The sequence below is a fragment of the Cobetia sp. 1AS1 genome, assembly GCF_029846435.1.
GTDB classification, from domain to species: domain Bacteria; phylum Pseudomonadota; class Gammaproteobacteria; order Pseudomonadales; family Halomonadaceae; genus Cobetia; species Cobetia amphilecti.
Genome location: NZ_JARWKU010000001.1, coordinates 696,713 through 711,224, shown reverse-complemented (window position 1 = coordinate 711,224; position 14,512 = coordinate 696,713). Strand labels below are relative to the sequence as shown.

Sequence of the window (14,512 nt, the reverse complement as noted above, 5' to 3'; positions counted from 1 at the left end):
AGGGAAGATACCAGAGCCTGCGACTTCACGGACACAGGCACCTTGGCGAGAGACCATCAGGCTGAAGGCCTTCAAATGATGGGGAGGTGGATGACAAGCCAAAAGAGCCTGCAGCCAATGGCCACAGGCTCTTGTTCTTTTACCCTATACAGTACTCACTCTATCCAGAGTTCACTCTAGCCAGAATTTTAACCAGCCAAGTTTCACGCTGAAGCAGAGCTCACGCCGACACGAGCCTCAGCCTCTTTGGTGTCAGCCAGCAGGGACAGAAGGTAGTCCTTGCGCTTCAGAAATACGGGGCGCTGTTGGTAATCTCTTTTATAGGTCTGCTTGGAGACCAGCGCCTCCTGGAATGCTTCAAACTCCTCTCCATTCCCTACGTAGCGATTCTCGAGCGACATGAAGCGCTCTATATCCGCCGAGGACAGGTATTCCCGCAAGCTTTCGTTGAGATAATAGCTGAACGAAAAATACGGCATGAAGCCAAAGCGCTCGGCACGGCGGACAAAATCCGCATAGAGCAGCTCAGGATGCTGGCGCCCGACCCCCAGCTTCGCGTGATTCTTGGCACGATTGGAAATGAAGATCGCACTGCGCCGGGGCAAGAAAAGATGTTCCAGAAACAGGCCCAATGTATGGGTCACGATTTCCCGCCCTTGCACCGCCGCAATGAACCAGACCTCCATCGGCCTGGCGGGCGCCTTGCTTTGACGAAAGGTAAAAAAGCCCAGTTCACTCATTGCCACAGGCAACCACTCCGACAATGGCGTCAGGCAGAACGTCGTGCTGTCAGCCCAGACTCCCCCATAGCGACTCAATAGATACAGCCGCAATACGTCCGCCTTGATGGCAGGGTTCAACCTGACCGTCGACAGCTCGAAGGCAGCAAGGAAATCAAAGCCAAGTACCTGCTGGATATTGTCATCACTGAGCAGTCGCACTTCGTGGTCTGGATTCAGCGCCTGCCAAGACCTGACGCTCAGACGTACGACTTCCGGTGCTGATTCCAGCGGAACATCCCAGTACATCCAGATTATCTTGGGCTGGGCTTGTGACTGAGTCGCCGCCCCCGGGTTGGGCCCCAATGACGCCGCACGCTGCAATTCTGCGAGTGAATCCCGTGCTACCTGGTAACGTGGACTCTGTGGCGACAGCTGCGCGATTCCATAATGCGCATTGTAGCGATGGCTGAACCACGCAACATGCTTGCGCAGCCAATAGCCCTTGTTCTCGAAAGTATCGCTTCGAATGAATGCATTGATCATCAGGCAACCCAGGTATTAGTTACCCATGACAGCGCATAGGTAACGATAAATAACGCGAATCGCGTAAAAATACCGATAGTTTGCAGAATTGTCTAACAGAAGGGAAAACTCGAGGAAATGTGCAAGGCCGGATGAGTCGAGGACAAGTCTTGGCCTTGTGACAGGGCTTGTGACAGGGCTTGCAACAGAGAATGAAGACTTGTCATCGATGAAGCTGTTCACCGATGACAAGAATCAGGAAACCACGTAAGCAGCATTCGTCTTTCAAGACATGCCAGCTGAGCGGTCAGCGCACATATCAGTGCAACACCTCACTGGCTGATGGCTTCTTCATTGGCCACGAAACCGGCATCAGCGCACAGGCGGCTGAATTCATCCCAGTGCTTCATGACCTGCCAGGCGCCTGTGGTCCGCAGCACCTCGGCGTGACCCGGCGGGATGTGGCTGGCGCCCAGATGGCCGACGACCTTGAGGCCCGCGGCCACGGCTGCCTGCATTCCCGTGCGGCTGTCTTCCACCACCAGACATTCCTCGGCGGAGCGTCCCAGCGTCTTGAGGGCGAGCAGATAGAGGTCCGGCGCCGGCTTGGGATTCATGACCTCATCGGAGGTGAAGATCGGCAGCTGCTCATCGCCATTGGCCGCGGCAATCTCATCGAGAATGCCACGCAGCCCCGAACTCTCGAGATTGATCTTCATGCGCTGCTCAGAGCTGTTGGACACGATCGCCAACGGCAGACGCTGATCGCGAATCCACTCCAGGGTCTTACGCACCCCGGGCATGGCCTTGAGCGAGTCGGCCAGGCGGGCATCGACGAGATGGCGTACCTGGTCGAGCGCATCCACGGGCAGCGTGTGCTGGCTGCGTGCTTCCAGGTCCAGCAGGATATCGCGCGTCATCATGCCCAGACAGCGGTCCAGCTCATGCTCGATCTGTTCTGCACTCCCCAGGTCTGGCAGCCAGACGGGAAGTTTTTCCTTGAGCACGCCATCAGCGATGATCTCGCTATCCACCAATACACCGTCACAATCAAAGATAAGTTGCTTCATGCGAGCTCCTATTCGAGAAAAGATGGCCGAAACACGTGATGAACAAGACGCCTTGTCGCGCAAGGCATTGAGCGGCCACAAGAAGTGATATCCCTCATTGATGAGGGCAGAAAACTGAAAAGCAATCCCGGCATTCTGCAGCAGACCTGGGCGAGGATTTTCCGAGGCAAGGCTGTCGGTAGGTGACTTGACGCGCTCAAGGGTAATGCACTGCAATGGCAACGTCATGACAGGAATTCTTGCCTTATCAAGACACCCATGCAGGAGGAAGTATGCGACATCGCCATTCCCGCACATGTTCACATCCCTCACACTCGTCCGGCTTCGGCACGGGCCTTCTGGCCGGCGCCGCCGCGGCAACCGCCTTCTTTCTGGGCCGGCGCCTCAACAGTGCTCGCAAGGTCAGTAGCGGCCATCCGCTGAAGCATCAGGTGCTCGATGCGGCCTCGCAGGTCATGCAGCGCAAGTATCCGATGGAAGCGATGAGTACCTACCTCAACGGCTTCCACCATTACGCCGATGACATGGGACGTCAGGTGGAGGCCAGCCACTTCTGCATCCACCTGGAACATGATCTGCACCAATGCGTGATCTTCGATTCCAATCGCAGTGATGCCCGCTTGATCGGGATCGAATACATCATCAGCGCCGAGCGCTACGAGCAGCTGCCCGAGGAAGAGAAGCCGCTCTGGCACAGTCATCACTATGAAGTGAAGTCCGGCATCCTGGTGGCCCCGGGGATCCCGGAACTGGCGGAGCGCAGCTACTTCGAGGACCTCGTCACCACCTACGGCAAGACCTTCCACACCTGGCAGATCGACCGCGACGACTTCCCCTACGGTATCCCGCAGCTGATGATGGCCTTCACCCGTGATGGTCAGATCGACGAGGAGCTGATGAAGCGCCGTGATGAGCGCCTGGGCATCAGCACCGAGGAGCGCCGCCGGAAGCGCGCCGAGATTCCGCTGCCCGATGTCAGCCCCAAGGCCAACGGTGGCCCGACCCCGCCCGACAACGAGTCCCACCAGCCGCCGCATGAGAGCCTGAACGACAGCCGCTGAGGCCAGCGGCGCATCAGCGACACAAGCCACGACACGCACCAACGACATGCATCTACGACATGCATCTACGACAAGGCGCCTGGCAATCATTTGCCAGGCGCCTTGTCGTTTCAGCTATCGCGTCAGGAAGCCGCAATGGGCATCCCGCAGGGCTCAGCTCTGATTGTCGTGTCGCGGCTTGTCTTCACGTGATGTCGAGGCCATCTTCTCGAGCTCCTCTTCACTCATGGAGTCATACATCGAGCGAGCGGCCCCATCCAGTTCGCTGACCTTCTGCTCGCCACGACGTGCTGACAGTGCTGCCCCGGCTGCCATCTGCTGTGCCTTGGACTTGGCTGGCATGATTGTCCTCCCTCTGGGCGATTATCGTGAACCATGGTCGGCTGCCATGAGCTCGACCATGCCGCTTTGCTGTCACTCTCCATGAGCCATGCGGCCCGCCTTCGCCCTTTTCAAGCCTCGCCATGCCTTGAGTTTCCCCTCTCTGACCCAAGGCCATGCAGGAGAGGCAGATGACTGTCCTCAACAAGAATATCGCCATCCAGCAGCAGGAGAGCCACCATGCGTGACGTCGAATTTCCTCAACATCTTTCGCCCCATACTGCCAAGGATGACCTGACTGCGCTGGACGCCGAGCAACTGGCATGCGGGTATCAACGCGGTGAGTTCGACCCGTTACAGGTGACCCGAGCGGTGCTCGATCGTATCGAGCGACTCAACCCGCTCGTCAATGCCTATGTGCATGTCGCGCATGACACGGCGCTGAAGGAGGCGCGTGAATCCACGCAGCGTTGGCAGGCCGGCAAGCCGTTGAGTCCGCTCGATGGCATTCCGACCTCACTGAAAGGCCTGACCGATGTTGCCGGCATGCCAGCGAGAGCAGGCTCCCTGATCACACCGGCCACGCCATGCCAACAGGATGCGCCGCCGGTCAGGCGCTTGCGTGAGGCAGGCGCGATTCTACTGGGCAAGACCAACACCCCCGAGTTCGGCTGGAAGGCCGTCACCGACAACCTCGTGCATGGCACCACCAGCAATGCATGGAATACCGAACTGACGCCCGGCGGCTCTTCCGGTGGCGCGGCTACCGCCGCCGCCCTCAATCTGGGCGTGCTGCATCAGGGCGGTGATTCCGGTGGGTCGATTCGTATCCCTGCCGCCTTCAGCGGCATCTTCGGCTTCAAGCCCACCTTCGGTTGGACACCGCAGTGGCCACCCTCCAAGGCTGCCTTTCTGTCCAGCATCGGGCCCATGACCCGCAGTCCCCGTGACGCCGCCGCCATGCTCAATGTCATCGGCCGTCACGATGCCCAGGACCCCTACGCCAACCGCGGCCAACCCGAGGATTGGGGCACGGATATCGGCAAGTCGCTGGCAGGACTGCGCATCGCCTACTCGCCATGTTTCGGGTCTGTCGAGGTCGACCCCGAGATCGCAAGCCTGGTGGAGCGCGCCGCACAGCGTCTGGCGAACCTTGGCGCGGACATCGTGACAGTCGATCCCCCGGTCGCGACAAGCCTCGAGACGTTTCGCAAGATCTGGTTCACCGCCTCGCTGGGGCTCTGGGATGACTGCGATGCCCAGCAGCGTGAACAGCTCGACCCCGGGCTGGTCGAGAATGCCATGTGTGCACGCGAATGGTCGTCGCTGGATCTGTTCAAGGCACTCGAGGAGCGCTACCGGATCACCCAGGCGCTGGAACAATTCAACCAGGATTTCCACCTGTTGCTGACACCCAGCGTCGCCGTCACCCCCTTCGCCCTGAATCATCAGGTACCCCCGGATAGCCAGATGCATGACTGGGAGGAATGGGCGCCGTTCTCCTATCCCTTCAACCTGAGCGGCCAACCTGCGGCGTCAGTGCCCTGTGGCTTCACGTCTCAGGGGCTGCCCGTCGGCTTTCAGCTGGCAGGCGGCAAGCACGATGATGTGCGACTGCTGCGGGCAGCCGCTGCCTATATGGATGCCTACCCTACCGCGCATCCCGCCGAGCCCTACCGCCCGAGGTGAAATCGCGGCCGCACTGTCTGACCGGCGGCCTTCACATACGACAACGCCCGCCACTGCCCCTTCATCAGGGCGGTGGCGGGCGTTGGCCGTGATGCCTGTCATCCAGGCAACAGGCTATTTCCAGGAACTATTTCCGAGAACTATTTCAACGAGCTATCAAAGTGGCTATTTCACAGGGCTATTTCAATACACCATGCAAAAGGCGATTCACATGAACGCGGCCCCGTGAGCCGGCCCTGTTACTTGAGCGAATCCTGATTTCCGATGCGCGCCATCATCTCTGTGAACATCTGGATGTCGAGCATCAGGTTATCGACCCACTTGAACTCCTCGGAGGTATGCCCGGTATAGGTCTCGCCAGGCATGGACGGGCCGAAGTTGATCGCATTGGGCAACAGCTTGGCGGTCGTGCTGCCCGCGGAGGAGCGCGGCTCGGCCTCCATGCCGGTGGTATCCCCGAAGATATTGAGCAGCGTCTGCAGCCAGGCACCGCTGGTGTCACGCAGCATCCAGTCGCGAATCTCGACGTTCAGCGTCATGTCCATGCCCTGCTCGCTGGCATAGGCGCTCAGCTTGTCCTGAATCGTCTGGCTCAATTCCTCAGGTGATTTCTCGCCGGCGGGCGCACGCACATTGACCGCGACCCGCAGCGCATCGTCCTCCCTGGCGAAGAAGGTCGGCGTCACCTTGAGCGGCCCCATGAAATCATGGGAATACGCGATGCCCAGCTGCTTGCCGTGATAGTCCAGCCCGTAGTTGTCGTTCAGGTAATGGATGGCATCTTCATAGGCATTGTCATGGAAATCGATGCCGGAAGTGGCGAGCAGGCCCGCCAGCCGTGTGACAGGATTGACACCGTTGGCCGGCGCCGAGGAGTGGGCCGACTTGCCGGTCACCGTCACGCTGACCTCTTCGCCTTCCACCTCACTGGCGACGCTGAAGTCCTGGCCATGCTCCTTGACGTAGCGGCTGCCGAGCGTTTCAAGCTTGTGACTGAGCGCCTTGGCGCCCGCTGCGTCAGCCGCCTGCAACGTGGCGGTGGAGCGCTCCGGAATCTGGTTGGTCGCCAGGCCACCCTTGAAGTCGGTGATCGTCGGCAGAGCGTCGACTGCCTGATCAGATGACGCCTCGCCCGCCTTGGGCGTCAAGGGGAAACGCGCATCGATGGTGCCGAAACCATTCTCGGCCGTGATCGCCGGATAACCGCTATCGAGCACGATGTTGTATTCCGGCAGGTCATTTCTGGCCTTGTAGTACTCAAAGCCATCACCACCGGTCTCTTCCGTGGTCTCGATCATCAGGCGAATGGTGCGCTTGAGCGGCACCTCATTCTCCTTGAGCGACTTCATGGCATACAGCGCCGCGGCGATAGAGGCCTTGTCATCTTCGGTACCGCGCCCGTAGAGCTTGCCGTCGATCTCGGTCATCGCGAACGGGTCGAGATGGGTACCGTCGTCGAGTGTCCAGCCCTCCTCGCCTGCCGGTACCACATCGCCGTGGGTCAGAATGCCGAACACGTCATCGCCAGTTCCCTCGAGCTCAACCTCGAAGACGCGATTGTCGACGTTACGGAACGTCAGGCCGAACGCCTCGGCACGCGCCTTGATCAGCTCACCGAAGCGCGCGATTTCCGGGTTCTCGAATTGCGGCTTCTCCCCCACCTTGGCGGTCGGGATCGCGACCATTTCCTTGAGCAGCGCCTGGACGTCATCGCCGTACTGCAGACGGTTGTAGACCCCCAGCAGACGATAGATGTTGACGAAGGCGTCACCTTCCAGCGTCTCACCGGCCTGATACTGCTCGATGGCGGCCCTGACCGCCGTGTCCTGTGAATTGCGTTCGGCAACCTGGGTCAGAAAGCCATTGAAGTCCGGCGCCAGCTCCTGCCGGCCCTGTTCGATCAAGCTGACCAGCTGCGCACGCTTGAGCGTATGTTCACCCTGCGGTGCGCGCTTGCCAGTGTCATCGGCCGCCATCGGCTCGTCTGCGCTGACAGGCAGCGCGCTGCCGAGCCCGAGTGCCAGACCCAGCGCGAGGGCCGTCTGACGAGAGGTAGCGTGAGTGGCTGTGCGGGTACTCATGGGCATGTACATCCTTGTGTTAGGCAAGACACCACGTCGTCAATGGCCGCAGAGACAAGCGATGAGGAGAAGACCCTCACCGCCACCCGGCGGCAGCTGACCACGCGACATCAAGACGGTTTCATCGGCCTTGCCGTGAAACATGAATGTCTTATACACAACCATCTTATGTACTAGACCACGCCACGCCAACCCTGGCGAGAGGTGCCTGCCACTCTGCTCTCCATTATGGCCTTGGTCCTCTTCGCGCCAGACGAGCGATTCAGTTCCAGCGCTTGAGCAGAATCTCGATGAACAGTTCCGCGATCGGCGACAGGGACTCACCGCGCCGCCGCAGCAGGCCAATGGTGCGGTCAATGCGCGGTTCGGGCAGTTCACGCTGACACAGCACCTCGTGTTCCGGCCCCGGCATGGCCATCGACGGCAGGATGGCGACGCCCAGCCCGCTCTCTACCAGACCCAGTGACGTCGAGAGATGCTGTACCTCGTAGAAGCCATCCAGATGCAGGCCGGCGGACAGCAGGGTGTTGTCGAGCAGAATGCGGTTGCCGCTGTCACGCGAGACCGTGATCAGGCGCACATCGTCCAGGTCGCTCCATTCCACGCGCTGTTTCTGTGCAAGAGGATGGTCTCGACGCAGGGCCAGCACGAAGGGATCACGATAGATGGAGGTGAAATCCACCGCCGGATGGTGGGCACTGACCATATTGATACCAAAGTCTGCCTCCCCCGAGACCACCCTTTCGACCCCTTCATTGGCACTGACATCCAGGATGCGAATCCGGATACCGGGATAGGCGGTATTGAATTCGCGCACCACGCTGGGCAGGAAGTAGAAGGCTGCCGTGGGCAGGCAAGCGATGGTCAGCACCCCCTTGCGGTGGGTGGCAAGCTCGCGGACGCCGACCAGAGACGACTCATAATCTTCGAGCAACTTGCGGGCTTTGGGCAGGAAATCACGCCCAACGGGCGTCAAACGACTTCTTCGCGTGGTGCGCTCGAGCACCTTGGCGCCCAGAATCTCCTCCAGTTTCTGGATGCGGCGCGACAACGCCGGCTGCGAAATATGCAGCCGTTCTGCCGCCTCATTGAAGGAATGATTCTCGGCGACCTCGACGAACGCCGACAGATCCAGAAACTCCAATCTATGCATGCAACTACCTTATTGTTTCAGTTTTCAGATTAATGCGCACAATGATGACAGTATAGGTTTTATTTGCATTTGATGCATAGATCATCGGCTGTGATGCTTCACGAAGGCGCAAACAGACAGGAGCGCGTTCCAACATGATGCATTCACTTCCTTGCATGATCCTACGTGGCGGTACCTCTCGGGGTCCCTTCCTGCGTCTGGATCACCTCCCCGCCGATGACGAAGGCCGTCGCGAAGTTCTGCGTCAGGTCATGGGCTCCGGCCACGTACTGCAGATCGATGGCCTGGGCGGCGGCAATTCGTTGACCAGCAAGGTCGCCCTCGTCGGGCCGCCCAGTCATCCTGAAGCTGATGTCGATTACCTGTTCGCTCAGGTCGACGTAGAAGGCGACAAGGTCGACTTCTCGCCCAACTGCGGCAACATGCTGGCCGCCGTCGGCCCCTACGCCATCGAGACCGGCATGATTGCGCCGCAGGGCGACCTGACGCGTCTGCGGATTCACAACCTCAACACCCGCACGCTGATCGATAGCCAGGTGCCGACGCCCGGCGGCGCGGTGGCCTACCAGGGTGACACGCGCATCAGTGGTGTACCCGGCGCCGGCAGCGCCATCAAGCTGGGCTTCCTCGGCGCGGTGGGCGCCAAGACCGGCAAGATGCTGCCCAGCGGCCAGGTCATCGACGTGATTGATGGCGTCGAGGTGACCTGTCTCGACTCCGCCACGCCGGTGGTGCTGATCGAAGCGGCAAGTCTGGGCTGGGCGGGCAACGAAGCGCCGGCCGAGATGGACGCCAACCGCGAGGCGATGGCACGTCTCGAGCAGATTCGCCTCAAGGCGGGGGAATTGATGGGCATGGGCGACGTCAGCGGCTCGGTGCTGCCCAAGCCGGTGATTCTCTCCGCCCCGCGCACCCAGGACGGCACTCTATGCGCCCGTTACTTCGTGCCGCATCGCTGCCATGGCGCCCTGGCCGTCACGGGTGCCATCACGCTGGCCGTTGCGACCAGCATCCCGGGCACCCTGGCCAATCGTGTGGCTCTCGCGGCCGGCACTCTGGCACCGGATAGCCTGGCGGCAAACGTCCATCTGGAACATCCCGCCGGATTTCTGGATGTCGAGGTCGAGCATGCCAATGCCGACCCGATGACCCCCAGCCGCGTGTCTCTGCTGCGCACGGCACGCAAGATCATGAGTGGCGAGGTGTTCTTGAACCTCCCCGACTCGGTGGAGATGCCTGGGCGTGCATGACACGCCAGACGACCGCACTGGCAAGCGCCAGAGGCGAAGAGTTCGTCGACAGGCAACGAGCAGGTACTGCAGTATATTGATTTACAATGAATTTTCGCTAAACGAAATAGCCTGACTGCGCCGCCATGCAGATAGCGCATCACTGATCGACAACGCATTCCAACAATAATCAGGAGTCAGACCATGTCCATCATCGTGTCTACCCCCAAGCGCCAGACCCTCAAGCGTCATGCCCGCACCACCGCATTGGCCTTCATGCTGCCCGTCATGGGCCTGATGCCACTGTCCTCAGCCGTTCACGCCGCGGCGGAAGTCCCTGACACCCTGACCTGGACCGTCCCGTTCGGTGTCGGGGGCGGCACGGACGTCTGGGCACGCTTCATGTCCAACTGGGTGACCAAGGACCTGCCGGGCAACCCGGCTGTCGTCATCGACAACGTCCCGGGCGGTGGTTCCATCACCGGCGTCAACCTGTTCAGCAAGCGTGCCGGCGATGACGGCGACGAGATGGTCGTCACCTCGGCCTCTACCCAGTATCCGGCCATGCTGCGCGACCGTCGCGTGCGCTATGACTATGCCGACTGGGAGCCGATCTTCGCCGCACCGACAGGGGGTGTCGTCTACGCCTCAAGCTCGCTGGGCAAGAACAGCGCCAGTGCGCTCGAGGCCCTCGCCTCCCAGAAAGTGAAGTTCGCCGGCCAGAACCCGACCGGGCTCGAGATGCCGGTGCTGATGGCCTTCGATCTGCTCGACTTCCAGGTCGACCCGGTCTTCGGCATGAAGAGCCGTGGTGAGGGCCGCCTGGCCTTCGAACGTGGCGAAGTCGCCCTCGACTTCCAGACAACCTCCGCCTACAAGAGCAACGTCACGCCGCTGGTCGACGCCGGCCAGGCCGTACCGCTGTTCAGCCTTGGCGTGATGGATGACGAAGGCCATATCGAGCGCGATCCGTCCTTCCCGGACCTGCCGACCTTCTCCGAGCTGTATCTGGCCCAGGAAGGCCATTCACGTGACGACGAGGCCTACCAGATCTTCCACAAGTTCTTCGCCTCCGGTTACGCCATGCAGAAGATGCTGCTGGTGCCGAAGGACGTGGACCCGGAACTGCTGGAGCTTTACCGCCAGGCCGCGCGTGATCTGGCCAAGGACCCCGAGTTCCTCAAGGAGGCCGCCGAGAAGGTCGGGCCCTATGGCCTGATGGTCGGCAAGGCCGCCGCGTCCCAGCTTCAGGAAGCCATGCAGCTGAGCGAAGCCGAGCACGAATGGGTCAAGAACTGGCTGATGGAACGCCACAATATCCGCCTGCAATCTCGTTGACGCGCGCAATCACACCCGTAACGGTCTGAACCCACGGGTGTGATGGGGACCCACTCACGGGGCTGCCGATCAGCAGCCCCGTGAGCCTTTCACTCCCTGCCTCACCATGCTCTCCCCGGCACCGCCTCTGAGTGTTAGAGAAGCATCTAGAGAAGAACAAGAGGTTGAGTAACGCCATGATCGACACTCTCCTGTCCAGCATTGGACACGTCTTCACGCTGACGCATCTGCTGTTCATGATGATCGGCATCTTCGTCGGCCTGCTGGTCGGTATCATTCCCGGCCTGGGCGGCATCGCCGGCATGGCCCTGCTGCTGCCCTTCCTCTATGGACTGGACCCGGGCTACGCCCTGGGCATGCTGATGGGCATGGTCGCGGTCATTCCTACCGGCGATACCTTCGCCTCTGTCCTGATGGGCATTCCCGGTTCCAGCGCGTCGCAAGCTACGGTGCTGGATGGCTTCCCGCTGGCCAAGAAGGGCCAGGCAGCCCGCGCGCTGACCAGTGCCTTCCTGTCTTCCCTGTGTGGTGGCGTGATCGGTGCCATCATCCTGACCGGCTTCATCCTCGTCGCACGCCCCCTCGTACTGGCCTTCTCGTCAGCCGAATTGTTCGTGTTGACCTTACTGGGCCTGACGATGGTGGCGGTGTTGTCCGGCAAGAACCTGTTCAAGGGCACCGCTGCCTGCGGCCTCGGCCTGCTGGTCGGTGCCATCGGCGCCGCACCGGCGACCGGCGAGTACCGCATGAACCTGGATATCGACTACCTGTACGACGGCGTACCGCTGATCGTGCTGGGTCTGGGCATCTTCGCCCTGCCGGAAATCGTCGAGCTGCTGCTGGGACGTGGCAGTATCGCCAAGAACGGCAACACCGACCTGGGCAAGGGCTGGTCTGCCGGCATCAAGGATGTGGTCAAGAACAAGTGGCTGGTCGCGCGCTGTGCCGGTATCGGCAGCCTGATCGGGACCATTCCGGGTCTGGCGGGTTCCGTGGTCGACTGGATCACCTACGGCTTCGCGGTCAAGACCGCCAAGGACCCGAGCCAGTTCGGCAAGGGCGACATCCGCGGCGTCATCGCGCCGGAATCCGCCAACAATGCCTGCGCCTGCGGTGCCATGGTGCCGACACTGCTGTTCGGGGTGCCAGGCTCCGGCACGGCGGCGGTCTTCCTGGGCGGGCTGTTGCTGCTGGGTCTGGAACCCGGCGTGTCGATGATCACCACCAATCTGGACATGACCTACACCATCATCTGGTCACTGGCGCTGGCCAATATCCTGGGCGCGGGCCTGTGTCTGATGCTGGCGCGTCCGGTCGCGCAGCTGACGCGTGTACCCTTCGCCATTCTGGCCCCTGCCATCACCGTGCTGATCCTGTTCGCTGCCTATCAGGCCAGCCGCTCGCTGGGTGACTGGGCCGCGCTGGGCATGATCGGCATGATCGGTGTGCTGTTCAAGAGTGCTGGCTGGTCGCGTCCGGCCTTCCTGATCGGCTTCGTGCTGGCACCGGGTGCCGAGAACTACTTCTACCAGAGCATGCAGTTCCACGGCGCCGAAGCCTTCCTGCGTCCGGGCGTGCTGATCATCCTCGGCCTGATCCTGCTGGCCTTCTTCCTGCCGGTGATCCGCAAGGCGATCATGCGTCGTCGCCAGACCCATGAAGTGGTCGAGACCGCGCCGTCGCCGGAAGAGGATGTGCTGGAATCGCGTGGCTTCGGTGGCGTCGACTTCCTGCTGCTGTTGATGATGGGCGCAGCCGCCCTGTGGGCGCTCTACGACGTCAAGGACCTGATGCCGCTGGGCAAGGCCTTCCCGACGCTGGCCGCCTTCATCACGCTGCTCTCGGTGATCGCCGTGGTCTTCAACGGCTGGCGTCGCGGCATGATTCGTGTCAAGCAACCGGCCTTCAAGGCAGTGGGTGTGGTACTTGGCTTCTTCGTGCTGATAGGCGTCAGTGCGCTGCTGGGCTTCGTCTCCACCGCCGTGCTGTTCTGCCTGGGCTTCCAGCTCACCATCGCACGCAAGTCGCCGCTGTTCGCAGGGCTCTTCGCGCTGGGCGTGGCAGTCTTCCTGCTCGGCATGCAGGCGGCGATGAATCTGCACTACCCGACGGGTCTGCTGGATGACGTGGTGCTGCCGATGATTCCCTTCCTGTAAGGCCAGCTGGCATCACCAGCACTCAACTCTCGAGTACGACATACGCAAGCGGGCACCCATTGGGTGCCCGCTTGCGTATTGTGACAACCCCAAGCCCATTGTCAGGTGCTCGCCGCCATCACGGTTCAATCGACGCGATGAAACCTGGCTCGTGCCACCTGTGGCGATACCCCGAAATGACGCCGGTAGGCCGTGGCGAAGTTGCAGGCATGGGCATACCCCACCTGATGCGCCACCTGCTGAATGCTCACCCCGCGCCGCAGAGCCTGCTCGGCACACCGCATGCGACATTCACGCTGATAACTGCCCAGTGACTGCCCGAAGGCCTGGCGAAACTTGTGGCGCAAGCCGGAGGGGCTCATGCAGGCCAGCCGCGCCAGCTCCTCCAGCGAGTGTGCGCCATGCGGCACGGCGGCAAGACGCTGGCGCACCGCTTCCAGATGTCGACAGGCGCCGTGAGGTCGCGATGGGGACGCTAATGGCGATGCAGGGGGTGCGGGGGCTGCGGAGAACGCAGGCACCTCCTGTGCCTCACCAGCGCGGCGCTTGAGTGCCGCCCCCAGCAACTGCAGCGCGATCCCCTGCCACTCCAGCATCTCCCACTCGCAGGCGGGGGTCGCTGGCGTCTCGCACTCTCCTCGTGGGCCCTCACCATCAGGGGCTCTGACACGCTCATCCAGTTGCTGATGAAGCCAGCGCCCCGGCGTCCAACCCAGCGGGCTGGAGTGACGCGCGCACGGCAATGCATCCCAGTTCGCCAGCCCCCGCCGCACCTGCAGGGACTGGCTGGCCTCGCCCTCCAGATGCAAGCTGATACAGCGCAGGCGGCCTTGAGGGTGATAGCTCTTCAGCGTCGGCGGCGCAGACTGCGTTCTCGCCGGGCGAAAGATCCCCCCTTGCCCCGCGGACAAGTCGATCCCCGCGCCGTCCAGGCCTGATAGCGTCAGCCGCCCTTCCAGCACCAGGCAGAGATAGAGGCCCTCGTGAAACTGATGCTGGCCGTGATAGGCGCGTGACACCTCTAGATCACACAGCGTCAGATGCGCATCCCGCCAGGGATGCAGGTCATGCATCTGCCCCTCGCAATGCGGATATTTCGCTGCTCGCCAGCCTCGCCGCTCGCTGAGCGATGAAGGGCGCTGTTGAGGTGGGGCCATGACGCGGCGAGTG

General features: G+C 61.5%; 11 protein-coding genes. 5 read left to right on the top strand and 6 right to left on the bottom strand.

Annotation, left to right across the window (positions count from 1 at the left end; translation table 11 throughout):
• Nucleotides 1–203 precede the first annotated feature (203 nt).
• A complete protein-coding gene (locus tag QD280_RS03010) occupies nt 204–1,265 on the bottom strand; it encodes a capsular polysaccharide synthesis protein (RefSeq protein ID WP_279838276.1) in 1,062 nt (353 codons plus the stop codon).
• Between the two features lie 311 nt (nt 1,266–1,576).
• The gene (locus QD280_RS03005) at nt 1,577–2,314 is read right to left on the bottom strand and encodes an HAD family phosphatase (protein WP_279838274.1); all 738 of its coding nucleotides are present in this window, start codon (nt 2,312–2,314) and stop codon (nt 1,577–1,579) included.
• 272 nt (nt 2,315–2,586) lie between these two features.
• Here QD280_RS03005 and QD280_RS03000 point away from each other — a divergent pair, with 272 nt between their 5' ends.
• Entirely contained in the window at nt 2,587–3,375 is a 789-nt protein-coding gene (locus tag QD280_RS03000) for an OBAP family protein (RefSeq protein ID WP_279838273.1), read from the top strand.
• A gap of 153 nt (nt 3,376–3,528) precedes the next feature.
• Here QD280_RS03000 and QD280_RS02995 read toward each other — a convergent pair whose 3' ends face one another.
• On the bottom strand, nt 3,529–3,717 hold the full coding sequence (locus tag QD280_RS02995) for a DUF3008 family protein (RefSeq protein ID WP_043332182.1): 189 nt from the start codon (nt 3,715–3,717) through the stop codon (nt 3,529–3,531).
• Nucleotides 3,718–3,936: 219 nt separating this feature from the next.
• On the opposite strand from QD280_RS02995, the gene QD280_RS02990 reads away from it, so the two are divergent.
• On the top strand, nt 3,937–5,385 hold the full coding sequence (locus QD280_RS02990; protein WP_279838272.1) for an amidase: 1,449 nt from the start codon (nt 3,937–3,939) through the stop codon (nt 5,383–5,385).
• Between the two features lie 239 nt (nt 5,386–5,624).
• On the opposite strand, the gene QD280_RS02985 is transcribed toward QD280_RS02990, so the two are convergent.
• Together QD280_RS02985 and QD280_RS02980 are read right to left on the bottom strand one after the other, a co-directional pair.
• Complete coding sequence (locus tag QD280_RS02985) at nt 5,625–7,466, bottom strand: dipeptidase (RefSeq protein ID WP_279838271.1); 1,842 nt, start codon at nt 7,464–7,466, stop codon at nt 5,625–5,627.
• Between the two features lie 262 nt (nt 7,467–7,728).
• Nucleotides 7,729–8,619: a LysR family transcriptional regulator gene (locus tag QD280_RS02980; protein WP_043332186.1), complete on the bottom strand. Its 891-nt coding sequence runs from the start codon at nt 8,617–8,619 to the stop codon at nt 7,729–7,731.
• Nucleotides 8,620–8,753: 134 nt separating this feature from the next.
• Between QD280_RS02980 and QD280_RS02975 the strand changes: the two genes are divergently transcribed.
• The 3 genes from QD280_RS02975 (at nt 8,754) to QD280_RS02965 (ending at nt 13,342) form a co-directional block, all read left to right on the top strand.
• Nucleotides 8,754–9,869, top strand: coding sequence for a 4-oxalomesaconate tautomerase (locus QD280_RS02975; protein ID WP_153635566.1), 1,116 nt, complete (start codon nt 8,754–8,756; stop codon nt 9,867–9,869).
• 183 nt (nt 9,870–10,052) lie between these two features.
• Complete coding sequence (locus tag QD280_RS02970) at nt 10,053–11,186, top strand: tricarboxylate transporter (protein ID WP_279838270.1); 1,134 nt, start codon at nt 10,053–10,055, stop codon at nt 11,184–11,186.
• 176 nt (nt 11,187–11,362) lie between these two features.
• Complete coding sequence (locus tag QD280_RS02965) at nt 11,363–13,342, top strand: tripartite tricarboxylate transporter permease (RefSeq protein ID WP_213115147.1); 1,980 nt, start codon at nt 11,363–11,365, stop codon at nt 13,340–13,342.
• 125 nt (nt 13,343–13,467) lie between these two features.
• Here the strand turns inward: QD280_RS02965 and QD280_RS02960 are convergent, their stop codons facing one another.
• Complete coding sequence (locus QD280_RS02960) at nt 13,468–14,415, bottom strand: helix-turn-helix transcriptional regulator (RefSeq protein WP_279838268.1); 948 nt, start codon at nt 14,413–14,415, stop codon at nt 13,468–13,470.
• Between the last annotated feature and the right edge of the window lie 97 nt (nt 14,416–14,512).

Bases quoted from the DNA above. Each gene is read 5' to 3' on its own strand.
- QD280_RS03010 (WP_279838276.1), bottom strand. From the start codon at position 1,265: ATGATCAATGCATTCATTCGAAGCGATACTTTCGAGAACAAGGGCTAT.
- QD280_RS03005 (WP_279838274.1), bottom strand. From the start codon at position 2,314: ATGAAGCAACTTATCTTTGATTGTGACGGTGTATTGGTGGATAGCGAG.
- QD280_RS03000 (WP_279838273.1), top strand. From the start codon at position 2,587: ATGCGACATCGCCATTCCCGCACATGTTCACATCCCTCACACTCGTCC.
- QD280_RS02995 (WP_043332182.1), bottom strand. From the start codon at position 3,717: ATGCCAGCCAAGTCCAAGGCACAGCAGATGGCAGCCGGGGCAGCACTG.
- QD280_RS02990 (WP_279838272.1), top strand. From the start codon at position 3,937: ATGCGTGACGTCGAATTTCCTCAACATCTTTCGCCCCATACTGCCAAG.
- QD280_RS02985 (WP_279838271.1), bottom strand. From the start codon at position 7,466: ATGAGTACCCGCACAGCCACTCACGCTACCTCTCGTCAGACGGCCCTC.
- QD280_RS02980 (WP_043332186.1), bottom strand. From the start codon at position 8,619: ATGCATAGATTGGAGTTTCTGGATCTGTCGGCGTTCGTCGAGGTCGCC.
- QD280_RS02975 (WP_153635566.1), top strand. From the start codon at position 8,754: ATGATGCATTCACTTCCTTGCATGATCCTACGTGGCGGTACCTCTCGG.
- QD280_RS02970 (WP_279838270.1), top strand. From the start codon at position 10,053: ATGTCCATCATCGTGTCTACCCCCAAGCGCCAGACCCTCAAGCGTCAT.
- QD280_RS02965 (WP_213115147.1), top strand. From the start codon at position 11,363: ATGATCGACACTCTCCTGTCCAGCATTGGACACGTCTTCACGCTGACG.
- QD280_RS02960 (WP_279838268.1), bottom strand. From the start codon at position 14,415: ATGCATGACCTGCATCCCTGGCGGGATGCGCATCTGACGCTGTGTGAT.